The sequence below is a fragment of the Streptomyces sp. HmicA12 genome, from assembly GCF_000373565.1.
Classification (GTDB): Bacteria; Actinomycetota; Actinomycetes; order Streptomycetales; family Streptomycetaceae; genus Streptomyces.
This window is the reverse complement of sequence record NZ_KB891802.1, coordinates 237,629-261,347: the sequence shown is the minus strand read 5'-3', so window position 1 is coordinate 261,347 and position 23,719 is coordinate 237,629. Positions and strand designations below refer to the sequence as shown.

Sequence of the window (23,719 nt, the reverse complement as noted above, 5' to 3'; positions counted from 1 at the left end):
AGGAATTCACCGGTTCGGACCAGTCCAGCGCCTTATGATCGGCGTCGTGCCGGACGACGACGAATCCACGGGCAAGGCGCCACCAGAGCCCACCACCGACTACGCCTGTGCGGGAGATCGGCATTTCGTCGATGCCTCCTATCTGCATAACGACGGGCGGCTGTTGACCGCTGACCATCTCTTCGGGCTTGCTGTGGAGTGCCTGATGAAGGGGTTGCTGCTGCGGTTCGGGGCAGGCTACGGGGTGTCCATGATGAAGAACCCGACCACGGAGGACACCAGGCCCTGGTGGGACGATCCTGCCGCAGGCACGCGAAAACCCCTCGGCCATTGGCACCAGGTCCACCCTGCCCTCACCGTCATCGCACGGGGACGCTCCGCTTCTGCTCTCACCCAAGCTGTGGAACGGCTCTCGGCGGACTTCGAGAAGTGGACGGTCTCCGACCGTTACACCGACGGCACGCACCTGGATCCGCCCCTGATGATCCGCCGCAAGGAGTCAGCGGCGCTCGCCCACGACCTGCATCTGCACGCCCAGTTCACCGGAAAGCTCCCATGACCTACCACGACGTACCGGTCCGCTTCGACGAGGCGCGCCCGGCCGCCTTCACACTCGCCCGCGAAGTGGCGGCGGAAGGCTTCGATGTTCTGTTGGTTCGGGACGTCCTGGGCCGCTTCTCCCTCCTGGTGGACGATGCCGCTCGAGAAGCGGCGAGCAGCGAACAAGCGGACAACTGGATGGACTTGACCGACGCTCGCCTCGGCCGCTACCGCGGCGAGCGTCCCCTCGTGCTGACCTCGGTCACGCGTCTGCCCAGGACGCTTACGGCTGCGCCGCACGCCATGGATGTCGAGGCGGCCACCGCCACAATGGGCTCGGTGCGCTTCCTCGACAACACCGTGGTCGGGGAGGACTGGTCCAGAGTCTCCGCTCCGTCCTCCGACGATGGAAACGGCACCCGGCGCACCGCTCTGTACGGCTTCAAGGGCGGTGTGGGTCGTACGACGGCTGCCTCCGTTCTGGCGCGGGCCCTCGCCGACGAGGGGAAGATCGTGCTCGTCGTCGACCTCGACCTGGAGTCGCCCGGTGTGGGACCACTCCTGCTCGGGTCGGGCACGCTGTGCCAACACGGCGTCGTGGATCACCTGGTGGAGTCGGCGCTCGGTAACGCCGAGGGCCTTGAGATCGTGGCACGTTCCGGCTACTCCCCCAGTAGGCAGGGGGAGTTGTGGATCGCCCCGGCGCGCGGTGCGGGCACCGAGGGTGTTCCCAATGGGTACGTGGACAAGCTGAACCGCGTGTACGCGGACGCGGAAGGGGCCCGTTTCGCCGACCGGCTTGCCGCGACCGTCCGCGCCTGTGAAGAGGCGGTGGAGCGCAGCGACAGCGGGCGCCGTCCAGACGTGGTACTGCTCGACAGCAGGGCAGGCATCCACGACGTGGCCGCCGTGACCATCTCGCATCTGTGTGACTACGCCCTGCTGTTCGGCGCGGACAATGCCCAGACGTGGGCGGGTTACGGCGACCTGTTCGAGGCGTGGGCGGCCTCGGGGCAGGCGGCTGCCATCCGCCAGAAGCTGCGCATGGTCGCGTCGATGGTGCCGGACTCGGCGCACTACTCGCAGGACGTCCATCTCAAGTCATTCCGGGCGGAGGCTTTCAAGACCTTCAGCGTCCTCTACGAATCACTCGCGCCGGGCGAGATCTCTGGTGCGGCGAACGAGGCCTGGGTCCTGGAGGACGATGCCGCACCGCACTCCCCCATCCCGATTCTCTTCGAGCCGGGCCTGGTCGGGATGAACGTGCCCGACTCTCCCGACTGGCAGGAGCGTGCCTTCGTGCAGGCCGCGTACCGTGACTTCCTGGGCACGGCCATCCCGCTGATCATGGCCGACCCGGCCACCGGGGCCCCCGCCGAGTCCGAGGAAGTCAGTCCATGACCGAGCTGCTGTCCCCCGGCGAGTACCGCGCTCTGCTGTCGCGGGCGCTGGAGGGCACCGTGGACGCGGACACCCAGCCCCCCACCCCGCACACGCTGTATATGCCGGACGCACACCGCACCGCCCTGTACGTGGACAGTACGGTCGTGCAGGGCGACCGGGGAGTCGGCAAGACGTTCTGGGCACGCTCGCTGCTCGATGCCGAGCTGCGCGAGGCAGCGGCCGTCGAGTACCGCATCTCCCGGCTGCGCCGCTTGCATGTCACCTCTGGCTACGGCATGGACATGTCCCCGCACTATCCAGGCCCGCTGACACTGCCGTCCCTCCTCGACGGAGACACTCGCCCGGAGGAGATCTGGTACGCGATCCTGCTCACGGCCCTCGGACAGCCCGAGCTGCGGGTGCGGGCCGACTGGGCCGAGCGCATCGCGTGGCTGCGTGCCAACACCGGCCCTGCGGAGGCCACGCTCGCACAGGCGGACGCGCAAGCCGCGGCCGAGGACGTGGTGGAGCTTCTGGTCTTCGACGGCCTGGAGCACCTGCACACCGACTGGGACACGCGCAACCGGCTGATCGCCGAGCTGCTGCGGGTGGCGATGCGGATGCGTTTCGGCACCCGCAACATCCGGCTGAAGGTGTTCCTAAGGCCTGACATGTTCGAGGCGGCCAAGCAGCTCTTCCCCGACGCGTCGAAGCTGTCGGGGAACGCGGCCCGCCTGGAGTGGAACCACACCGACCTGTACGGGCTGCTCTTCCACCATCTGGGCAATGAGGCCGACGGTGCCGAGCAGGGCGACGCCGACGCGGCAGCACGCTTCCGCCGCTTCACCGGCGGCTGGACCGCGCCGGCCCCCTCCGAACCCGTGCGGTACGCGCCCCCGCACGCCTTGCGCAACGAGAAGGAAGCCCAGGAGCCGCTGTTCGCCCGCATCGCGGGCCCGTACATGGGGACGAACGTCCGCCAGGGCCGCCCCTACACCTGGCTGCCCAATCACCTGATGGACAGCAAGGGCCTGATCAGCCCGCGCAGCTTCTTGAAGGCGATCCACGCCGCCGCCGAGACAACCGCCGCCGCCCACTCCTCGCACCCCTACGCCCTGCACCACGACGCGATCCGCTCGGGGGTGCGTGAGGCGTCCACCGTCCGCGTCGACCAGATCAGCGAGGACACCCCGTGGGTGGATCTGGCGATAAGGCGTCTCGCAGGCTGTCAGGTGCCGATTACTCAGCGAAAGGTCATCGACATCTGGAAGGGGAGCGACCTGCCGCTGCGGCTGCGCGAGGACGCCGCCCGCTACACCCAGGCCGACCGCCCCGAGCTGGTCCGCACCGGCCCCCGTCACCCCGATGACCTGCCACGCCTGGTCCAGGAGCTGATCGACCTCGGTGTACTGCGCCGGCGCGACCAGAACCACAGCGACGACTACTCGCTTCTCGACCTGCCCGACATCTACCGTCTCGCCTTCGGCCTGGGCCGCCTCGGCGGTATTCCGCTCGCGGGCCGATAGGTCCTGGGTGCGGGGCCTGCTCGTTCGGGCGGGCGGGCTGGCAGGATGGACGGGCCGGCGCGGGAGCACGTACGCCGGTCCCCGAACGAGAGGACAAGAGGTACTCCGGTGCCCTCCGAGGAAGCCCGTACGAACGCCGAAGCGACGGACATCGACGATGCCGTCGCCGAGCCGCTGGACCATGCCGCACTGCTCAAGGACCTCCAGAAGCAGGTCGCGCTCCTGGAGGAGGACCTGCGCGAGCGTGCCCAGGAGGACAGCGACAAGGCCACGGCTTTGAGGGCGGAGTACGAGGATGCCTTCAGCAACGAGCGCACCAAGGTCCGGTACGAGACGTGGCTGGAGGATCGGGTCGTACAGATCGCCGCCGCCTGGGTCCTCGCCTGTGTCTTCGTCCGCTTCTGCGAGGACAACGGGCTGGTCCCCGACGCCCGTATCTCAGGCCCCGGTGAGCGGCTCATCGAGGCGCAGGACAACCACGACGCGTTCTTCCGGACCAACCCCGCCCTCAACGACCGCGACTGGCTCCAGGAATGCTTCCGCCGGATGGGCGACGAACACCCCGTCGCCGCGGGCCTCTTCGACCGGGCGCACAACCCGCTGTGGGAACTCGACCCGTCCTACGATGCCGCGGCCCGGCTGCTGGCGTTCTGGCGCGAACGCGGCTCGAATAACCGTCTCCGTTACAGCTTCAAGGACAGCCTCGACACCCGTTTCCTCGGCGACCTCTACCAGGATCTGTCCGAGCACGCCCGCAAGACGTACGCACTGCTCCAAACTCCTGACTTCGTAGAGGAGTTCATCCTCGACCTCACCTTGGACCCGGCCCTGGAGGAATTCGGCCTCGACCCGGCCTGGAAGTACCGCCCCGAGAACTGGACGGGCGAGACGTACGAGGAGATCGGCACCGACGGCTCCCCTGAAACCATCGTCCGTGGCCTGCGCTGCATCGACCCGGCGTGCGGCTCGGGCCACTTCCTCCTCGGCCTCTTCCGCCGCGTCCTTGCGGCATGGCGAGAGGCCGAGCCTGGAACGGAGAACTGGCTCCTGGTGCGCCGCGCTCTGGAGTCCGTCCACGGCGCCGACAAGAACCCCTTCGCCGTCTCCATCGCCCGTTTCCGCCTACTCGTCGCGGCCCTTCAGGAATGCCGGGAGAGCCGACTGTCGGCCATGCCCGGCATGCCCATCCGTATCGCCGTCGCCGACTCCCTGCTGCACGGGCGCGAGGCGGGTCGCGACACGGACCGGACCCTGGACGACGCCGAGCGCGACGATTCGGCGTTCACCTACCGCACGGAGGACGTCAAGCGGTACGTGAAGGAGGCGGACCTGCTCGGTCGCGGCTCCTACCACGTAGTCGTCGCCAACCCGCCTTACATCACGGTCAAGGACAAGGCCGAGAACGAGAACTACCGCAAGATCTACTGGGCTTGCTCCGGCAAGTACGCACTGTCGGTTCCGTTCGCCCAGCGAATCTTCGAGCTGGCGGTACGCGCGGGTGGCGACCACCGTAACGGTGGCTTCACCGGCCAGATCACGGCGAACTCCTTCATGAAGCGGGAGTTCGGGGCGACGCTGATCGAGTCGTTCTTTCATGGGGGGCCCTATAAGGACCCGCAGACGCGGCGTCGCGACAACTTCGCGGGGATCGAGCTGACGCATGTCCTGGATACGTCCGGGGCGTTCATTCCTGGGCACGGTACGCCGACGGTGATTCTGGCGGGGCGCAACCAGGTGGCGCGGCAGAGGGAGCCGATTCGGGCGGTGCTTGGGGTGCGGGGGGAGCCCAGTCAGCCGAGGGACCCGGCGCAGGGGAAGGTGTGGCAGGCGATCGTTTCGCAGTGGCGGAAGCCGGGTGTGAGTCCTGAGGAATGGGTGAGTGTGGAGGACCGGCCCCGGGCGGATCTGGCCGCGTTTCCGTGGAGCCTTTCGGGGGGTGGGGCGGCCGGGCTGATGAGCCGGGTAGAGAAGGCGCCCCGGCGGCTCAGCGCGCTCCTCGACGGGAAGATCGGGTTCGCGAGTTTCCCGGGGCAGGACGAGGTGTTCTTCCTATCCCCGTCGTGGTTCCGCCAGCGACCGGACGCGCTGAAGCTTCGGCGCCCATTGGTAACGGGCGATGTCGTGCGGGACTGGGACATCGACGCGGATGAGCCCGCCTTGGTGCCCTACGACGCCGATCTTGAGCCCATCGCCTTCGAGTCGCAGACCAGTTGGGGCCAGCACCTGTGGACCATGCGGACACAGCTCGGGGCGACCACCGGGTTCGGCGGCAAGACTCGCGCCGAATCGGACGAGCCGTGGTGGACCTGGTACCGGTGGGTGGCGGAGCGGTATCGGACACCACTGACGATCGCGTACGGCGAAGTCGCCACCCATAACCACTTCGTGCTGGACCGGGGCGGGAAGGTGTTCAAGCAGACCGCACCGGTAATTAAGCTGCCCGAGACCGCGAGCGCGGAGCAGCACCTTGAGTTGCTCGGGGTGCTGAACTCGTCAGTGGGCTGCTTCTGGCTCAAGCAGATGTGCCACGACAAGGGCATCCGAGGCGAAGGCGGAGGCTTCACGAGCAGCGAGTGGGAGCGCTTTTACCAATTCAACGCAACTAAAGTCCAGGAGTTCCCCCTCTCCGCCGAGCTCCCTCTCCCCCTGCCCCGCCAACTAGACACCCTCGCCCAACAGCTGGCCGCCCACGAACCCACCGCCGTAACCGCAGCAGCATCCCCCACCCGCGAAGCCCTAGACGCCGCCGAAGCCGAGCAGAAGCGGATCCGGACACGCATGATCCTGCTTCAGGAAGAGTTGGACTGGACCGTGTACGGGCTGTACGGGCTGCTCACGCCCGACGAGGTAGCCCGGACCACGCTGTCCGGCGACCCGGCCGAGATCGCCGATGCCGACGTGCCACAGCTCAAGCTCGGACAACGGGCGTTCGAGATCGCTCTGGCCCGCAGCGGAGCGGACACCGCCTGGTTCGAGCGTCACTGGTCCACCGAGAACCGGACCACCGAGATCCCCGCCTGCTGGCCCGAGTCCTACCGCCAAATCGTTCAGGCGCGCCTCGATCTCATCGCTGAGAACAAGGACATCCGGCTCGTCGAGCGGCCGGAGTTCAAGCGGCGCTGGTCCACCGTGCTCTGGAAGAAGCGCGAGGAAGCCGCCCTGCGGGCCTGGCTGCTCGACGCCTGTGAGCGTGAGGAGTTGTGGTTCGAGGAGCGGGATGGGATCGACTCGCCGCGCCCGCTCACCATCTACCAGCTCGCCGACGCCCTCCGCCACGACGAGGACGTCCGGGACGTCGCCGCGCTCTACGCTGCCGACCACCTCGACAAGCACGACGTCCCGACGTCCACGGCCCTGGCCGCTGTCATCGAGGCTGAGCACGTCCCCCACCTCGCCGCCCTCCGCTACAAGGAGTCCGGCCTGCGCAAGCGCGCCCAGTGGGAGCAGGTGTGGCAGGAGCAGCGCGAGGAGGACGAGGACGGCGAGCGGCGCGACATCAAGGCCCCGCCCAAGTACACCTCCGCCGACTTCCTCAAGCACAGCTACTGGTCGAACCGCGGCAAGCTTGACGTCCCCAAGGAGCGGTTCATCTCCTACCCGGGTTCCTCCCCGGACAACGACCCGTCCCTCCTCATCGGCTGGGCCGGCTGGAACCACCGCCACCAGGCCGAAGCCCTCGTAAACCTCCTCAACGACCGCCTGAACCTTGATGGTTGGACCAAGGAGGATCCCCGTTACGTCCCGCTCCTCGCCGGACTCGCGGAGGTCATGCCCTGGGTCAAGCAGTGGCACGACACGTACGACGAGGAGTGGGAAGGTAACCCGGCCGAGGAGTTCAACAGCGCCCTCACCGCGGGCCTGTTCGGCCGCGACCTCTCCCAGGCCGACCTCGACGCTTGGCGCCCCGAGAAGAAGCAGGGCGGCGCCCGTCGCAAGTCCAGCGACTAGCGACCACCTCCACCCCCGGTCCTCACATCGCCTTCAGGAACACGGTCCACTCCGTGGGGGCGATTGTGAGGACCGGCCCCACGGCCCGCTTGGAGTCTCGTACGTGCACGAGCGTGACCGTCCGGGCGACCTCGACGCACTGACCGCCGTCTCCAGCGCTGTAGCTGCTCTTCATCCAGACCAGCTCTGCCAGCTTTCCGCTGTTCGCTGTCACAACTCTCCCAAGAACCTCTCGATCCAGCCCAGCGACTCCTTCGGAGTCAGCGCCTGGGCCCGCAGAACGCCATACGTGGCTTCGAGATTCTGAACCTTCGCCGCGTCCGAATGCACGATGCTCTGACTCTGCGCCTCCACGTAGGCCATCCTGCGCCGAGTCTTGGCAAGGAGCAACGTGAACGGGCCTGCCAGGCTGGCGTGTTCGTCCCGCTCGATCGGCATGACCTGGATCTCGACGTTCCGCTGGTGTCCCACAATCAGCAGTTGTTCCAACTGACATTGCAGCACCCGTCGCCCACCCAACGGTCGCCGGAGCGCCGCCTCTTCAATGACGAAGCTCATGAGCGGCGCGGGCTTTCGGGAGAAGATCTTCTGCCGCATCAGCCTCGCCCCGAGCCGCTGCTCGACGGTCTCCTCGTCGAGCAGCGGGCGCCACATCTCGAATACGGCCCGCGCATACTCCTCGCACTGGAGCAGTCCGTTCACCAACAGGACGTCGTAGGCGTGCAGTTCGACGGCCTCTGCCTCAAGACGAGCGAACTCCCGGAAGAACCCCGGATACCGAGCCCTCTCCACCTCCCCCTTCATAGCCACCAGCACCCCACCCGCCCCCAACACCCGATCCAGGTCAGCCACAAGCCCCGGCTTGGGAATGCGCCGCCCCTGCTCCACGGACGCGATCTGTGCCTCCCCGTACCCCACAAGCGCCCCGAGCTCCGCCTGGGTGAGGCCCGCCGCCTCCCGGAGCAGCTTCACCTGGCGCCCGAAGCAGCGCAGGAACCCGTTCCCCGACTCCGCCCCGGCATCGACGTCCACCAGTTCCATGTCCGCCGCCCCTCGACCGTAGAGCCCGCAGCACCCCAACTGCGCTCACACGCAGGCAAGTTCATCAGCGTACGGACAACTCACCCCCTCCCGCCGCCCGATCATCTGGAGTTCTCCCATGTGAGTGACTCGTACAACCCCGACAACCACCCCGCCCACCCCGACAGTCCATCCCCGTACCAGCTCACCCCCTGTCCGCCGTCGCCTCACCCGCGCCACCGTCGACGTATGACCTCCCCCACGAACACGCCCACCCCGACCACCTTCGATCTGCGCTTCACCTCCACCCCGCGTGGCGCCCGCCTCGCCCGGCGCCTAGCCGCGCACAGCCTCGACTCCTGGGGGTACGGCTACGACTCGCCCGTCAGCCAGAACGCGAGTCTCGTCGTCGCCGAGCTCGCGGCGAACGCTGTCACCCACGGTGCTGTCCCGGGCCGTGACGCCCTACTGCGTCTCGTCCTGCTCCCCGCCGAGGAACGGCTGCGCATCGAGGTCAGCGACACCAGGGGCGAGCGTCTGCCCACCACCGAGGCACCGAACGACTGCGCCGAAACGGGCCGCGGTCTCCTCATCGTCGCCGCGCTCGCCGAGACCTGGGGTGTGGCGCCCCGCGCGGGCGCGCCTGGCAAGACGGTGTGGGCGGTGCTGACCCGCCGCCTCCGTTGACCTTGCTTGCTTCGACCGTCCCCTCATCGGCCGTACCCCTGGCACCATAGATGGACAGAGGTACGGGGCAGAAGTACGGACAGACGTGGGGAGCGGAAGCGGCTGATGGCGCGAGGCAGCGGGACGGTGCTGAGGGACGTTCTCGACATCAGGGAGGACCTTCACTCCGGGGACTTCAAGGTCGCCCTGACCGAGGGATTCGTCGGTAAGGCCGCCGGGTCGGTCAAGGACTATGTCGTCACGTCGCAGCTTCAGGGGGAGTTCCGCAAGGCTCTGAAGCTCATCGGCAGCGCTCTGCGCAAGAACGGTTCGGAGGCCGCGTACCTGCACGGCTCCTTCGGATCCGGTAAGAGCCACTTCCTCTCCGTCCTGCATGCTGTGCTCAACGGGGACCAGGCCGTCCAGGACAAGCCGCGGCTGCGCGAGGTGGTCTCCGAGAACCAGGGCTGGCTGCCGGGGAAGCGATTCCTGATGGTGCCCTACCACCTGGTGGGCGCGGCCAGCCTGGAGGCGGCGCTGCTGGGCGGCTACGTGAAGACGGTGCGACGGCTACACCCGGACGAAGCGACACCGCTGGTGTTCCGGGCCGACTCGCTGCTCGCGGATGCGCGAGCGCTGCGCGAGAGCATCGGTGACGAGGCGTTCATCAAGCTGCTGCCCGCGCCCGTAGCCCCCCACGAGAACACCACGGACGACGACGCCACTGACAGCAACGAGGACGACGAGCTGCAGCCCATTGGCCCCGCCCCCGTCCTCGGCTGGACCAAGGATGCTCTGGACGCTGCCTTCAAGGCCCCCGCGGGTGACCTGCAGCGCGATCAGCTCCTCACTGCCCTGTTCAAGGGGCCCAACAAGTCATACGCGGAAACCGTCAGTGGCGACGCAACCGCATACGTGTCGCTGGACGACGGGCTCAGCGAGATGAGCAAGCACGCCCAGCGGCTCAACTACGACGGTGTGGTGCTGTTCCTGGACGAGCTGGTGCTGTGGCTGCAGGCCAGGATGTCCGACCGGACGTTCATCAACGACGAGATCCAGAAGCTGGTCAAGCTGATCGAGTCGAGCAACCCCGACCGGCCGGTACCAATCATCTCGTTCATCTCTCGTCAGCGTGACCTGTCCCAGCTCGTCGGCTCCGACATCCTCGGCTCGGACGTGGAGAACCTCCAGCACGCCCTGGAGTACCTCAAGGAGCGCGTCACCGTCATCGACCTGGAGGACAGCAACCTCCCGGACATCATCAAGGAGCGGGTGCTCAAGCCGCGCGCGGGGCAGGAGCAGGCGCTCGACGCCGCGTTCGCCGGGGTCGACAAAGCGGGCCAGCTCGTCAAGGACGTACTGCTCGACGGCGAGGGTGCCACCGGCGCCGGCTGGGACGACTTCCGGGCCGTGTACCCGCTCTCACCGGCCCTGCTGAACGTGCTGGTCGCCCTGGCCGGGACGCTCCAGCGCGAGCGCACAGGACTCAAGCTCGTCCAGCAGCTGCTGGAGAAGAACGCGGATGCCGAGATCGGACGCCTTGTCCCGCTCGGCGACCTGTGGGACGTCCTCGTCGACAACCAGAGCACTGCCTTCACCAGCAGGCTGCAGCAGGAGTCGGAGACCGCCCGCCGCTTCCACGCGCGGGCCCGGCGCTTCCTGCTCGGCAAGTACGGGCGGGCCGACCATCCCGACTTCATCGCCGACGAGCGCTTCGTCAAGACGCTGCTGCTCGCCGCCCTCGCGCCCGACGTGCCTGCGCTGCGCCGCCTCACCGCCAGCAGGCTCGCCGCCCTCAACCACGGCTCCGTACGGTCGCGGGCCGTGCCCGTACGGGACAAGGTCGTGCAGCGCATCCGGGCGCTGCAGGGCGAGTTCCCCTCCGAGCTGCGCTCCGAGGGCAGCGACGACCCCGTCTACTCGCTGCACCTGTCCGATCTGGACATCGAGCCGATCCTTGACGATGTTGCCGGCGAGGACAAGTGGGGGGCTCGGCGTGCCTGGCTGCGTGAGCGGCTGTGGGAAGAGCTGGGTCTCACCGGGCGGCAGGGCCAGCTCTTCGACGACAAGAAGATCGTCTGGCGCGGTTCGGAGCGCACCGTGGAGTTCGTGTTCGGCACGGTGCGCTCCGGCCCGCGCAGCATCGCCGACGAAGCATTCGAACCCGCCACCGCCGGAAACCTCAGGATCATCCTCGACAGCCCCTTCGACGAGAAGCCGGGCCACTCCCCCGACGACGCCTATCGGCGGGTCACCAGCCTGCGGAAGGCAAATTCGTCCGGCGCCCCCGTCCTGGTCTGGCTGTGCGACCACTTCTCCGAGCAGCGCAAGGCCCAGCTCGGGCGCCTCATGAGGATCAACTTCCTCCTCGAGCGCGACCGGCTCTCCGAGTACATCCGCAACTACTCGCCGGACGACCGCGCCAAGGCCCGCCGCCAGCTCGAGCACGCCCGCGAGAACCTCACCCGCACCCTGGTCGAATCATTGCGCGAGGTGTACGGGCTCGCCGAGGCCACCGAGGGCACCCGTGGCGCCGAGGTGTACGACGGGCAGCACGTGCTCTCGTTGCAGCCCGAGTACCCGCGCCCGCAGCCCGAAGGCAGCAAGCCGTTCGTACAGGCCGTGGCGCAGCTCGCCGACGGGCTGCTCTCCGCCCTGTACCCCAAGCACCCCGACTTCGGCCCCGGACCGGGCAGCATCCCGAAGGCCGTCACCCCGTCCGAGCTCGCCACGGCCCTGGACTGGATCACCAAGGCCATGGACGAGGGCGGCCGCATCCCGGTCGACGTGAAGGACCTGCGCACCGTCAAGCGCATCGTGGAGCCCCTGGGTCTCGGCACTGTCCACGACGGCCCGCTCGTGATCAACGGCGACCAGCTGCGTACGCGCATCAACCGGGCCGCCGCAGCCCGCGACGAGGACGGCGAGCTGCCCGTCGAGGACATCCGAAACTGGATCAGGGACGACCTCGGTCTGGGCGGCCTCGACAAGCTGGTCTCCAGTCTCCTCATCGCCGCCTACGCCCTCCTCGACGACCGCTCGTGGGTGCTGTACTCCGGCACCGAGACCACGCCTCCGCCGCTCGCCGACATCAGCCTGGGCTGGAAACTGCGCGCACAGCAGCTGCCGACCGAGGAGGAGTACGCCACCGCCCGGGACCGCGCCGGGCGACTGTTCGGAGTGCCCGCCAAGCCGGGCCTTTTCGCACGGAATGTCAATGGGCTCGCCTCCGACGTCCTCGCCCGGGCGAAGGCGTACGAGGAGAACGTCGGCGGAGTGCGCACCGTGCTGAACCGGCACGCCGCGCTCCTCGGACTCGACGGCCCCGACGGCGTCACCGCCACTCCTCGAGGCGCGCTGCTGCGCGAGGCCGAAGCCCTCCTGGCCCGCCTCGTACGCCACGCCGAAGACGCCACCGGCCTGGTGAGCGAGCTGGCCTCCGTCTCGTACGAGACCCCTGCCCGTGACCTGTCCCATGCTATGGACAGCGCGGCGGACGTGCTGACGGCCCTGAACACCGCCGACTGGCGGCTGCTGTCCAGCGTGCGTGCCCTCACCGGGCGCGACGACAGCATCGGCGACCGCGCGCAGCAGCTCATGGACCGCATCGGCGACGCCGCGCGCGCGCCGGAACGTGAGCGGTCCCTGATCCCCCTGCTCCGCGAGGTCCGCGAGAGCGGGCTCGCTCTGCTCGACGCCGCGCTGCGCCTGGAACGGTCCGCTCCCGCCGACGAGCCCGCCGGGCCGACCTCCGAGATCGACGCCGACCGGATCCCCCTCTCCGAGCACGGCACTCCGCCCGTACCCTCGGGTCCGAAGGGCCCCGTGCAGGGGCAGCAGGACCCGCTGTCCTGGGATCCCGAGCCCGCGCCCGGACCCGGCACCCCCCGCCGCGCCGGACGGCGCGTCATCGCTCCGGGCCCGGCGGCACTCCACGCCGACCTCGACGCCGTACGTGAGGACATCGAGGCGTTCCGCGCCCTGCACCCGAACACTCCGGTGGAAATCTCCTGGCAGGCGCGGCAGGCGCGGCAGGACGGTGAGACGCCGTGACAGCCACTCGGCCGGTCGCCGGCCGGCGGGCCATCGAGGTGCTCCTGCACAGCGAGCTCAAGGAGGCGCCGGGCCGTCGGCTGGTCCTCGTCGATGCCGTCTGGGACGCCACGGAGAAGGACACCGAGTTCACCGTCCCGGTCGGCGAAGGGCACCGCCGCGTCGTCGTCACCGACCAGGACTCCCCGCTCGGCGTCACGGACGCCTGGCACCGTCATGTGGCGGGCAGCGGGCCCCAGGACGACAGCGTGCTCGTCGTCACCGGCACCGTGCCCGCAGAGCAGCTCAGCCTGGACCTGCGCGCCCACGCTGTGCACCGTCAGCCGTTGCCCGTCGACCGCGCCGAAATCGTCACCCAGCTCTTCGGCGCCACCGATCTGGACCCGCGGATGCTCGGTGAGCACTGGCTCCTCGACGGGCTGCTGCAGGCCGAGCCCCTCGACGGCTGGCCCCGCACCGGCGCCGTCCTCACCCGTGACCGGGCCGTACGAGCCCTGCTCGACGCACGCCTCGGCCTGGGCAACGTCGCTTCCGACACCCTCGACCTGGACGCCGACGCCCTCTTCGCCTGGACCCGCAGCCCGGCCGGGCCCGCCCGCTACGCCGCCCTGGCCGACAGCGAACGGCGCGGCCTGCAGACCTGGCTGACCCGAACCGTCGGCCCGGCCGCTGCCACCCTGCTCACGCTCGCCGCCGAGGGCCGCGGCGGTGACGCGCTGCCACTGGGCGCGCTGGCATCCGCCGCGCTGGCCTCCCAGGCTCCCGAAGCCGCCGGATTCGCCCTCGGCACGCTGTTCGGTCCGGCGCTCGCCTCCTTCGAAACGCTGCGGCCCTTCGCCGACGCCGCCACCGGCGTCCTCACCCGCTGGATCGCCCGGGCAGAGGGCTCCACGTCCTCCGGCGGCACCCGCGACCGGGTCATCACCGTCCTCGAACGCGCCGACCGGCTCGCCGCCGACGCCCGCCTCACCGACCTCGTACGCGGCGACCGGCTGCTGCCCTCCGGCTACCTGGGGCGGCTGCGCACCTTGTCCGCCTGCCTGGGCAGCCGCGGCGAAGGCGCCGTCGCCCTGGCCGAATCCGCGCTGCGCGATCTGGAATCCCACCAGCTCGCCTCCGTGCATGCCGATTCCACCGAGACCGCACGCACCGCCGTCCGCCTGATGCGCTGGCTCGCCACCGAGCCCGCGGCGCCCGCCACCGTCAGCCAGGCCGTGCAGCAGCACATGTCCTCGTCCGGCTGGACCGACCTGGCCATCGGCGTCCTCGCGGAAGGAGACGCCTACCGCGACACAGCCATCGGAGAGGCCTACCGAAGGCTGATAGGAGCCGCCCGCGTCCGTCGCACCGCCGATGACGCCCATTTCGCCAAGTTGCTGGCCGCCTGGTCCGAGAACGCCTGTCAGCAGGCCGATGGCGGCGCCCTGCTCATCGAGGACGCCCTCGCCAAAGCAGCGGCCCCACTCGCCCAGAACGGTGGCCGTCCACTGATCCTCGTACTGGACGGAATGAGCGCGGACGTCGCCGTCAGCCTCGCCTCGGACCTGGACCGGCGGGTGTGGACCGAGATCGTGCCCGCTGCCGCGGGGGGCCCCGGGCCGCGGCGCCGAGCGGCCGTGTCGATATTGCCGTCCATCACTCGCGTCAGCAGGGCTTCGCTGCTGTCCGGCCGTGCCTCCGAGGGCGGACAGGCCGCCGAGCGGACGGGGTTCACCTCTTTCTGGCGCCGTCGACACCGCGGCGCGCACCTCTTCCACAAGGGTGGCTACGAAGGCCCGCCCGGGCACCGGCTCGCCCCCGAACTCGTCCAGGCGCTCGCCTCGGACGACATCGTCGCGGTCGTCCTCAACACCATCGACGATGCCCTGGCCGACGGACGGGAGTCGACCCGTGGCCGCTGGGACCTAGCTGGCCTCGGCAAACTGCCCGACCTGCTGAACGCCGCCCGCGACTACGGACGCCCGGTGGTCCTGATCTCCGACCACGGCCACATCGTCGACCGCACCGAACGCGGCCACCCGCCCACGGAGGTCACAGGAGTGCGGGGGGCCCGCTGGCGTACCGGGGCGCCGAAGGACGGCGAGGTCGTCCTGGCAGGTCCGCGCGTCCTGACGGACGGCAAACGCATCACTGCGGCGTGGCGCGACGACTTGCGCTACACCGCTCGGCAGGCCGGGTATCACGGCGGTGCCTCGCTCGCCGAGGTCACCGTCCCCGTGATCACCCTGGTGCCGTCCGGCGGAGCAGTGCCGTCCGGATGGGTGCTGCTACCGCCCGAGTCCATCGTGCCCTCGTGGTGGACCGTGTCCGAGACCGCCGAGACCTCTCCCGCCGCTGCCGCCCCCGCAGCAGCGCAAGAACGGCAGAAGGCGGCCGAGGGCAGGGCCACGCCCGACGCCCTCACCCTCGGATGGCGCACCGTAGGCAGCGCCCCGTACAAGTCGCAGCTCGAGTTCGTCCGTGGCGCGCCCGAAAGGAAGGCGGTCGCTGCCGCACTGGACGCCCTGGACGCAGCGGGCGGGAAACTCTCCCCAGGCGCGGTCGCCGCGGCCGCCCAGGCCGCCACTGGCAAATCGCAGCGCAATCCCGCTCGGTTCGCCACGATGCTGGAACGCCTGCTCAACATCGACGGCTATCCGGTGCTCCGCCTCGTCGAATCAGGGCGCACCGTGCAACTCGACCGCGCCCTGCTGGAGCAGCAGTTCCCGTCCTCGAAAGGCACCACATGACCCGCCCGGCCCTCGACATCAGCGCCGCGCGCCGCCGCGACGTGGTCGACGCCCTGCGCCGCGGAACCGTCCCGCAAGCGGGACTCGGGCTGTTCGCCGTCGGCCTGGACCGCTTCGAGGCTGCGCTCGACGACGATCTGACCACCGTCGCCCGCGGCGGGGCCGCATTCCACGCTCTGCGCGGCGAGTACGGATCCGGCAAGACCTTCTTCGCCCGCTGGCTGGCGGAACGGGCCAAGCGACGCGGGCTCGCCGTCAGTGAGGTGCAGATCTCCGAGACCGAGACGCCGTTGCACCGCCTGGAGACCGTCTACCGTCGGCTCACCGAACGACTGGCCACCGCCACCCACCAACCGTCCGCGCTGCGTGCCGTCATCGACTCCTGGTTCTACGCGCTGGAGGAGGAGGCTCTGGCCGGAGGCGAAGTAGCGGACGAAGACGAGGAAGCGCTGGCAGCCGCCGTCGATGTACTCCTGGAACAGCGGCTGGCTGCTGTGGCCCGGACCACGCCCGCCTTCTCCGCCGCGCTCCGCGGCTACCGACGGGCCGTGGCAGCCGGTGACGGCGCCCTCGCCGAAGCTCTCATCGCCTGGCTGGGCGGACAGAAGTCGGTGGCCGCCGCAGCGAAGCGGGCCGCAGGCATCCGCGGCGACCTCGACCACTTCGCCGCCCTCGGCTTCCTTCAGGGACTACTCACCGTTCTCCGAGACTGCGGGCATCCCGGGCTCCTGCTCGTCCTCGACGAAGTCGAGACCTTGCAGCGGGTGCGCGGCGACGTCCGCGAGAAGTCCCTCAACGCGCTGCGCCAGCTCCTCGACGAGATCGACACGGGCCGTTTCCCCGGTCTCTTCCTCGTCATCACCGGCACTCCCGCCTTCTACGACGGGCAGCAGGGTGTACAGCGTCTTGCGCCCCTCGCCCAACGCCTGACCACAGACTTCACGACCGACCCGCGTTTCGACTCGCCACGCGCCGTCCAACTACGCCTGCCCGGCTTCGACCTCGCCTCTCTCGGCAGCCTGGGGCGCAAGGTGCTTGACATCTATGTCGCGGACGCCCGTCATCCCGAACGGGTCGCTCAGCGAGCGGACGACGCTTACCTGGACGAGCTGGCTCGCGCTGTCACGGGCGCGCTCGGCGGCAAGGTCGGCATCGCCCCGCGTCTGTACCTGCGCAAGCTTGTCGCCGATGTCCTGGACCGCATCGACGAATTCGACGACTTCGACCCGCGACAGCACTACGCTCTCACATTGCAGACGGCCGAGCTCAGCGCAGTGGAACGCAACGCGGCGACCAGTGCAGCGGACATCCCGCTGGACCTACCGTGACGCACCGTCCGTCCGAAGGCGCAGGAGCATGGGACGCCCCTGACTCGTTCGACCTACTGGACCCCGTACTCCAGCATCACATCGTCAACAGCCTTGGCTGGCCTGCCCTGCGCCCGCTTCAGGAAGAGGCCGTCGCGCCACTCCTCGCGGGTCAGGATGCCGTCTTGCTCGCCCCCACCGCGGGCGGCAAGACCGAAGCCTCCGTCTTCCCTTTGCTGAGCCGCATGAACCTCAGCGGCTGGAAGGGCACGAGCGTCCTGTACGTGTGCCCTCTGAAGGCGCTTCTCAACAACCTCCATCCCAGGCTGGAGGCGTACGCGGGTTGGCTGGGCCGTAGCACCGGTCTGTGGCACGGAGACATCACCACCACACGCCGCCGCCGACTTCTGATCCAACGCCCCGATATCCTGCTGACCACACCCGAATCCCTTGAGTCGATGCTGGTCAGCAGTCACGTCGATCACCGCTCCTTCTTCAGCGGTCTGCACTCGATCATCATCGACGAGGTACATGCCTTCGCTGGTGACGACCGGGGTTGGCACCTGCTGGCTGTCCTGGAACGCCTGCAGCGCATCGCAGGCCGCCCACTCCAACGGGTCGGCCTGTCCGCGACCGTCGGAAACCCCGCTGAACTTCTCGACTGGCTACAAGGTTCAGGACACGGCACGCGCGTCGGTCAGGTCATCGCGCCCCAGGCCCAGCTGCCGGCTCCCTCGACGACCGCGATCCCTCCCGCCGGCGACATCGAACTCGACTACGTAGGCTCCGTCGCCAACGCAGCGCTCGTCATTTCGTCCCTCCACCGAGGCGAGAAGCGGCTTGTCTTCTGCGAAAGCCGCCGTGCCGTAGAAGAGTTGGGCGAGCAGCTTCGCCTGCGAGGAGTCACCACTTTCCTCTCCCACGCCTCGCTCTCGGTGGACGAGCGCCGCCGGGCCGAGGCGGCGTTCGCAGAGGCCCGCGACTGTGTGATCGTGTCCACCAGCACCTTGGAGCTCGGCATTGACGTGGGTGACCTCGACCGCGTCATCCAGCTCGACGCGCCCCGAACCGTCGCCGCCTTCCTCCAACGGATCGGCCGCACCGGACGACGCACCGGCACCAGCCGCAACTGTCTCTTCCTCGCTCTGGACGACGAAGGACTCCTCGCATCCGCAGCGCTCCTGCTGCAATGGGCGCGCGGCTGGGTGGAACCGGTCACGCCTCCTCCCGAACCCCGCCACCTCGTTGCCCAGCAACTGCTCGCCCTGTGCCTTCAGGAGCACCGAGTCGGCGAAAACCTGTGGCAGCAATGGTGGGGCGGCATCGGACCCTTCGGTCCCAGCGCCGCACCTGTCGTGCGGCACCTGGTCGAACAGGGCTACCTCGACCAGGACTCAGGCATGCTGTTCATTGGCCCCGAGGCCGAACATCGCTACGGCCACCGTCATTTCATGAACCTGACAGCGGTCTTCACCGCCCCGCCCGAGTTCACCGTGCTCAACGGCCGCACCGAGATCGGCAGAACCGACCCCGACCTGCTCACCGAGGAGGTCCAAGGGCCGCGCAGGCTCCTACTGGCGGGACGCAGCTGGCAGGTCACCCACATCGATTTCAGCCGCCGCCGCTGCTTCGTCACTCCGGTCGACGACGGCGGACGCGCCCGGTGGAGCGGCTTCGGCGCCGAGCGCATCCTGTCGTACGAGCTGGCGCGAGCCGCGCGTGACATCCTCCTCGGCGAGGACCCACCCGTGCGCCTCACCTCACGGGCCACGGCCCGCCTCGGTGAAGCCCGTGAGGCACATCTCGACACGGTGCACCCAGGGGGCAGCGTCATTGCCCGCCGCCCCGGTGGAGACATCCGCTGGTGGACCTGGGCCGGGCAGCGCGCCAACGCGACTCTCGCCGCAACCCTGGCGCCCGCAGTATCGCCCCATCGGAGAGCCCACGCCCACTGGATCAGGCTGCGGGACGACATCACACCCAAAGCCTGGGCTGCTGCTATCACCCAGGCACGCGAAGGACTGTGTTTGCCCGATGTTGACAGTCAAGCGGTACGCGGACTGAAGTTCGCCGACGCCCTCCCCGCCAGGCTGGCCGAAGCAACACTTGCTGCGCGCACCGTCGACGAGCCAGGGGCCCATCTGACACTAAATGCACCGGTCCGGTTTCTGACTCTGCAATCCGGAAGTTGAACGAGGGCCGAGGCGGGAACCCTGCGTTCCTTCATGACTCAGCCTCCTCGGCGATCCCCCCTCACAGACCCTGCCGCGCCCGCTGACGAACCGGCTCGGAGGCAAGTCCTCTGCGGTCCCCCTCGTCCGCCAGGTACCCGTCAAAGACCTGCCCGCACAGCTCGCGCTCGACTGCCGCGGCGATGACTCGGGCAACGTCCCGCTTTCCCACTCACGCGGGCGCGCCCTCATCCCAGCACGGTACGGATGACCAGGGATGACGACAGGTGACGAGGGGTCAGCTATCCCAGCACCATCCCAGCACGGGAAAAAACAAGGGCCCGACCCCGAAGAGTCGAACCCTGCCTGAACTGCATGTTTGCCAGATCAGTTCGCCCGGTCCGTACACGTGAACAGCGATCCGGCCCGCAGCATCCCCGAGGACTTCACCCCGCGCCGCGTCGTCTTCGCGATCCTTCTGAAGGACGGAGCCAAGCTCACGCCGGACTCCCTCTTCCCGTTCTCCGCCATCACCCTGGCCCAGACCGCGAAGGCCCTCGCCGCTCGCGGCGTGACCATCGAAGTCATCGGCATCGAAAGCGAGTCGGCCCAGTCCGCCATGCGCGACGAGGCTGCGTAGCCGCCCGGGACTCTCGCCGTAAACACGCCCTCTATATCTCTCATCCGAACGAGGAGTCCTTTCAACAGCCCAGAATTCCCGCAAGGGCAGCGGGCATCGTCTCCGGGGTCAGGGCACCCAGGGAACGGCGGGAGGCTACATGGAACAGAACCTCAACAAGCGGCAGCAGGCCGTGCTCGGCTGGGTGGGCCAGGGGTGTCCCGACGGAGTCTGGCCAGACAGCACGTACAAGACCAGCGGACAAGCCCTGCAGAACCGAGGGCTCATCAAGGTCACCAAACGCCGCGGGCATTGGAGCGCCCACCTCACCGAGAAGGGGCGGCAGCATCTCATCGAACGCGGCATCCGCCCCGTGGAGCAGAGCACCCGGCCGCCGGAGCGCCCCGCCCGAGAACCGGCACCGCCGCGCCCCCGAGCCGTGCCGAAGGCCCTTGCGAACTACGCGGACCAGCTACTCGATGAACTGGCCGTTGCGAACGACGGCTGTCTCATCAAGCCCATCGAATCCGGCCCGCACGCGGTGAATTGGGCGTCACGGGTCAACGCCGCCCGCAAGTCCGGCAAGATCCCCCACACGCAGGAACTCCACGGATACCGCACCCACCGCGGCTACGAGATCAAGCTGGTCGACATCCCTGCCTGGCGCCTCGCGGAACTCACCCCGCTCCCTGTGCCCGCCAGACTCATCAAACCCCATGCCGTCGTGGCCGCCCTCCAAAAGCAGCCGCAGCCCATGGGCCTGACCAAACCTCTCCAGGGCCGAGCCCTGCGCATCATCCAAACCCTCATCGCCGCCACCACAGCCCAAGGCCACAAGGCATCGCTCGGAACCACACAAGGCGCGCCCCCGCCCCATCGGCGCCGCAAGGCACCACCGCACTTCTCCATCACCGCCCAAGGCGAAAGTGTCGGATTCCTCGTCCTCCAAGAACAGGACCGCAGCGAACACGTCCCCACAGACAAGGAACTCGCCGACGCCAAGAAGTACTCATGGATGCGTATCCCCCGCTTCGACTACACCCCCTCCAGCCGCCTACGCTTCATACTCCGCGGCGGCAGCCCGCACCGTGCAAGCGAATGGGCAGATCTCCCCGAGCGGCCTCTGGAAGGACAACTCGCCGAGATCGTGCAGGAGGTCGGACTCCGCGGCGAGGCCACAGAACGCAAACGCCTTGCAGACCAGCAAGCCAGAGAGGTACAGCAAAAGCGCTGGGAAGCCGCCATGCAGGAAGCCCACGCCGCCTACGCCCACGCCTACCGGGTCAAACACCTCGGAGAACAGGCAGATGCCTGGTATCAGGCCAGTCGCCTGACTGAATACGTCGCAGCAGTAGGCGTCCATGCCGCATCACTTCCGCCCGGGCAGGAGCGGACCGAGGTCGAGGCGTGGCTCGCGTTCGCGGATGCGCACCTCCAAAACCTCACCGAATCGGCCTCAGCGCCGAAACTGCCCACGCCGCCGAAACCCAGCGGCGACGACCTCAAGCCATTCCTCGGTCACTGGAGCCCCTACGGACCCCGCTCCTACTGAGCCGGACCAAGGGAAATCACACCGCAACGAGCCGGACCCGCTCGCCGCACAGCTTGGCCATGTCGTCAATATCGGAAGTCAGCATGACCACGGGGCGGTGCTGTCGCAGCGCGGCCTCGGCGACCGCCGCATCGATCGCGTACTTGTGCCCATGCAAACCGGCGTTCATCAGCAACTTCGAGGCCGCCCTCGCCTCCTCGTCACCGACCGAGACGACCCGCAGCCCGGAAAGCACCCAGTTCAGGCGTGACTTGTTCGTACGGGCGTGGACGGCCTCGATAATGGTGAGCGCACTGATCACGACCTCCATGCCCCGCGAGCGCGCCTCAGCGATCAGAGCCACCACCTGCTCGTCGTCGGCGAGCAGCTTCGAGAATCCCTCGCTGTCGAGGACCAGCGTCCCCTCGTGACTCAGCCTGCGGCGGGCCACTCGGCCTCCTCGGCGAACACCTCATCGAAGACCTGACGCGCCCGCTGCCGGGCCGGCTCGGAGACCGGCCCCTTGCGGCTCTCGTAGTCCGCCAGGTACTCGTCCAGGACCTGGCCGCGCAGCTCACGCTCGACCGCCTCGGCGATGAACGCGGAGAACTCCCGCTTGCCCACCCGCGCCCGGATCGCCTCCGCGGTCCCCTCCGGCAGCGACAGGCTCACCCGCGTCGCCGGGCCTTCCCCAATGCTGTACGTCGACTCAGCCATGCCCCCGATTGTGTCAAACGAGTAGGAAAAGTGCCACGTCCGCACTACCTTCACAGCTCGGCCAACGCCCTGCTCGCACAAATCCCAGCACGGGCGCCCACATCCCATCCCAGCACGATCCCAGCACGGCACGGATGACCAGGGATGACGACAGATGACGAGGGGTCAGCTATCCCAGCACCATCCCAGCACGGGAAAAAACTAAGGGTCCGACTCCGAAGAGCCGGACCCAATCCGACCTGCATGTTTGCCAGATCAGTGACGTGGTGACAGGTCAGCCGCTACACGTTGAACCGGAACTCCACCACGTCCCCGTCCTGCATCACATACTCCTTGCCCTCCATGCGCGCCTTGCCCGCGGAGCGCGCCTCGGCGACCGAGCCCGTCTCGACCAGGTCGTCGAAGGAGATGACCTCGGCCTTGATGAAGCCCTTCTGGAAGTCGGTGTGGATGACACCGGCCGCCTCGGGGGCCGTGGCGCCCTTCTTGATGGTCCAGGCGCGGGACTCCTTGGGGCCTGCCGTCAGGTAGGTCTGGAGGCCCAGGGTGTTGAAGCCGACGCGGGCGAGGGTGGCCAGGCCGGGCTCCTCGGCGCCGACCGACTCCAGGAGCTCCATGGCGTCCTCCTCGTCGAGCTCGGCGAGGTCCGCCTCCAGCTTGGCGTTGAGGAAGATCGCCTCGGCGGGGGCGACCAGGGCGCTCTGCGCGGCCTTGAAGGCGTCGTCGGTCAGCTCGTCCTCGTCGACGTTGAAGACGTAGAGGAAGGGCTTCGTCGTGAGGAGGTGCAGGTCGTGCAGGAGTTCCTCGTTGCCGCTGCCCTGGACGATGCCCTGGGAGAACAGCGTGTCGCCCTTCTCCAGGATCTCCTTCGCCGCCTCGACGGCCGCCACCTTCGGAGCCACGTCCTTCTTGATGCGCGACTCCTTCTGGAGGCGCGGCAGGACCTTCTCGATGGTCTGGAGGTCGGCGAGGATCAGCTCGGTGTTGATCGTCTCGATGTCGTCCTTGGGCGAGACCTTGCCGTCGACGTGCACGACGTTCTCGTCCTTGAAGGCGCGGATGACCTGGCAGATCGCGTCCGACTCACGGATGTTCGCGAGGAACTTGTTGCCCAGACCCTCACCCTCGGAGGCGCCGCGCACGATGCCCGCGATGTCGACGAAGTCGACCGTGGCCGGGAGGACCTTCTGGGAGGAGAAGATCTCCGCGAGCTTCGTGAGGCGGGCGTCCGGGACGCCGACCACGCCGACGTTGGGCTCGATCGTGGCGAACGGGTAGTTGGCCGCGAGCACGTCGTTCTTGGTCAGGGCGTTGAACAGGGTCGACTTGCCGACATTCGGCAGACCGACGATTCCGATCGTGAGCGACACGTTGCGACTTCCCGTACAAGAGGAGAGGTGTGGGCAGTCCACCAGTCTACGGCCTTGCCGCACCCGCCCCGGCGACGTATCGAACACCCGAGCCAACCACAGTCAAGCTTGGCCCAACCGCGTGTCCCATGGCGTATTG

At 68.6% G+C, this 23,719-nt stretch carries 16 protein-coding genes; 11 read left to right on the top strand and 5 right to left on the bottom strand.

Features of this window, described 5'->3' with window-relative positions:
* The first annotated feature begins 46 nt into the window (after positions 1-46).
* The 4 genes from B072_RS0112040 (at position 47) to pglX (ending at position 7,397) form a co-directional block, all read left to right on the top strand.
* Positions 47-559: a hypothetical protein gene (locus B072_RS0112040; RefSeq protein ID WP_158689184.1), complete on the top strand. Its 513-nt coding sequence runs from the start codon at positions 47-49 to the stop codon at positions 557-559.
* Positions 556-1,941: a KGGVGR-motif variant AAA ATPase gene (locus B072_RS0112035; RefSeq protein ID WP_018530197.1), complete on the top strand. Its 1,386-nt coding sequence runs from the start codon at positions 556-558 to the stop codon at positions 1,939-1,941. Before B072_RS0112040 ends, B072_RS0112035 begins: the two co-directional genes overlap by 4 nt.
* Positions 1,938-3,449 (top strand): hypothetical protein, encoded by a 1,512-nt coding sequence (locus B072_RS0112030; RefSeq protein WP_018530196.1) that lies wholly within the window; start codon positions 1,938-1,940, stop codon positions 3,447-3,449. Before B072_RS0112035 ends, B072_RS0112030 begins: the two co-directional genes overlap by 4 nt.
* 108 nt (positions 3,450-3,557) lie before the next feature.
* Positions 3,558-7,397: a BREX-2 system adenine-specific DNA-methyltransferase PglX gene (pglX, locus tag B072_RS0112025; RefSeq protein ID WP_018530195.1), complete on the top strand. Its 3,840-nt coding sequence runs from the start codon at positions 3,558-3,560 to the stop codon at positions 7,395-7,397.
* Between the two features lie 22 nt (positions 7,398-7,419).
* Here pglX and B072_RS0112020 read toward each other — a convergent pair whose 3' ends face one another.
* Positions 7,420-7,611: a DUF397 domain-containing protein gene (locus B072_RS0112020; RefSeq protein ID WP_018530194.1), complete on the bottom strand. Its 192-nt coding sequence runs from the start codon at positions 7,609-7,611 to the stop codon at positions 7,420-7,422.
* A complete protein-coding gene (locus B072_RS0112015; protein WP_018530193.1) occupies positions 7,608-8,438 on the bottom strand; it encodes a helix-turn-helix domain-containing protein in 831 nt (276 codons plus the stop codon). Before B072_RS0112015 ends, B072_RS0112020 begins: the two co-directional genes overlap by 4 nt.
* Before the next feature lie 228 nt (positions 8,439-8,666).
* Here B072_RS0112015 and B072_RS0112010 point away from each other — a divergent pair, with 228 nt between their 5' ends.
* From B072_RS0112010 to B072_RS49095, 7 genes are all read left to right on the top strand, one after another.
* Positions 8,667-9,104 (top strand): ATP-binding protein, encoded by a 438-nt coding sequence (locus B072_RS0112010; protein WP_018530192.1) that lies wholly within the window; start codon positions 8,667-8,669, stop codon positions 9,102-9,104.
* A gap of 105 nt (positions 9,105-9,209) precedes the next feature.
* Positions 9,210-13,136 (top strand): hypothetical protein, encoded by a 3,927-nt coding sequence (locus tag B072_RS0112005; RefSeq protein WP_018530191.1) that lies wholly within the window; start codon positions 9,210-9,212, stop codon positions 13,134-13,136.
* Entirely contained in the window at positions 13,133-15,865 is a 2,733-nt protein-coding gene (pglZ, locus tag B072_RS0112000; RefSeq protein WP_018530190.1) for a BREX-2 system phosphatase PglZ, read from the top strand. The genes B072_RS0112005 and pglZ overlap by 4 nt, the downstream gene beginning before the upstream one ends.
* The gene (gene brxD, locus B072_RS0111995) at positions 15,862-17,193 is read left to right on the top strand and encodes a BREX system ATP-binding protein BrxD (RefSeq protein ID WP_018530189.1); all 1,332 of its coding nucleotides are present in this window, start codon (positions 15,862-15,864) and stop codon (positions 17,191-17,193) included. Before pglZ ends, brxD begins: the two co-directional genes overlap by 4 nt.
* On the top strand, positions 17,190-19,364 hold the full coding sequence (locus B072_RS0111990) for a DEAD/DEAH box helicase (protein WP_018530188.1): 2,175 nt from the start codon (positions 17,190-17,192) through the stop codon (positions 19,362-19,364). Before brxD ends, B072_RS0111990 begins: the two co-directional genes overlap by 4 nt.
* A gap of 358 nt (positions 19,365-19,722) precedes the next feature.
* Positions 19,723-19,983, top strand: coding sequence for a DUF6119 family protein (locus tag B072_RS0111985; RefSeq protein WP_237499896.1), 261 nt, complete (start codon positions 19,723-19,725; stop codon positions 19,981-19,983).
* A 139-nt stretch (positions 19,984-20,122) separates the two neighbouring features.
* Entirely contained in the window at positions 20,123-21,514 is a 1,392-nt protein-coding gene (locus B072_RS49095) for a hypothetical protein (RefSeq protein ID WP_234018839.1), read from the top strand.
* Between the two features lie 16 nt (positions 21,515-21,530).
* Here B072_RS49095 and B072_RS0111970 read toward each other — a convergent pair whose 3' ends face one another.
* The 3 genes from B072_RS0111970 to ychF form a co-directional block, all read right to left on the bottom strand.
* Entirely contained in the window at positions 21,531-21,944 is a 414-nt protein-coding gene (locus B072_RS0111970; protein WP_018530184.1) for a hypothetical protein, read from the bottom strand.
* Positions 21,926-22,210 (bottom strand): hypothetical protein, encoded by a 285-nt coding sequence (locus B072_RS0111965; RefSeq protein WP_026245732.1) that lies wholly within the window; start codon positions 22,208-22,210, stop codon positions 21,926-21,928. Before B072_RS0111965 ends, B072_RS0111970 begins: the two co-directional genes overlap by 19 nt.
* A 281-nt stretch (positions 22,211-22,491) precedes the next feature.
* The gene (ychF, locus tag B072_RS0111960; RefSeq protein ID WP_018530182.1) at positions 22,492-23,580 is read right to left on the bottom strand and encodes a redox-regulated ATPase YchF; all 1,089 of its coding nucleotides are present in this window, start codon (positions 23,578-23,580) and stop codon (positions 22,492-22,494) included.
* Between the last annotated feature and the right edge of the window lie 139 nt (positions 23,581-23,719).

Coding starts and splice junctions, on each gene's coding strand:
- B072_RS0112035 (WP_018530197.1), top strand. CDS start 556: ATGACCTACCACGACGTACCGGTCCGCTTCGACGAGGCGCGCCCGGCC.
- B072_RS0112030 (WP_018530196.1), top strand. CDS start 1,938: ATGACCGAGCTGCTGTCCCCCGGCGAGTACCGCGCTCTGCTGTCGCGG.
- B072_RS0112015 (WP_018530193.1), bottom strand. CDS start 8,438: ATGGAACTGGTGGACGTCGATGCCGGGGCGGAGTCGGGGAACGGGTTC.
- B072_RS0112010 (WP_018530192.1), top strand. CDS start 8,667: ATGACCTCCCCCACGAACACGCCCACCCCGACCACCTTCGATCTGCGC.
- B072_RS0112005 (WP_018530191.1), top strand. CDS start 9,210: ATGGCGCGAGGCAGCGGGACGGTGCTGAGGGACGTTCTCGACATCAGG.
- brxD (WP_018530189.1), top strand. CDS start 15,862: ATGACCCGCCCGGCCCTCGACATCAGCGCCGCGCGCCGCCGCGACGTG.
- B072_RS49095 (WP_234018839.1), top strand. CDS start 20,123: ATGGAACAGAACCTCAACAAGCGGCAGCAGGCCGTGCTCGGCTGGGTG.
- B072_RS0111965 (WP_026245732.1), bottom strand. CDS start 22,210: ATGGCTGAGTCGACGTACAGCATTGGGGAAGGCCCGGCGACGCGGGTG.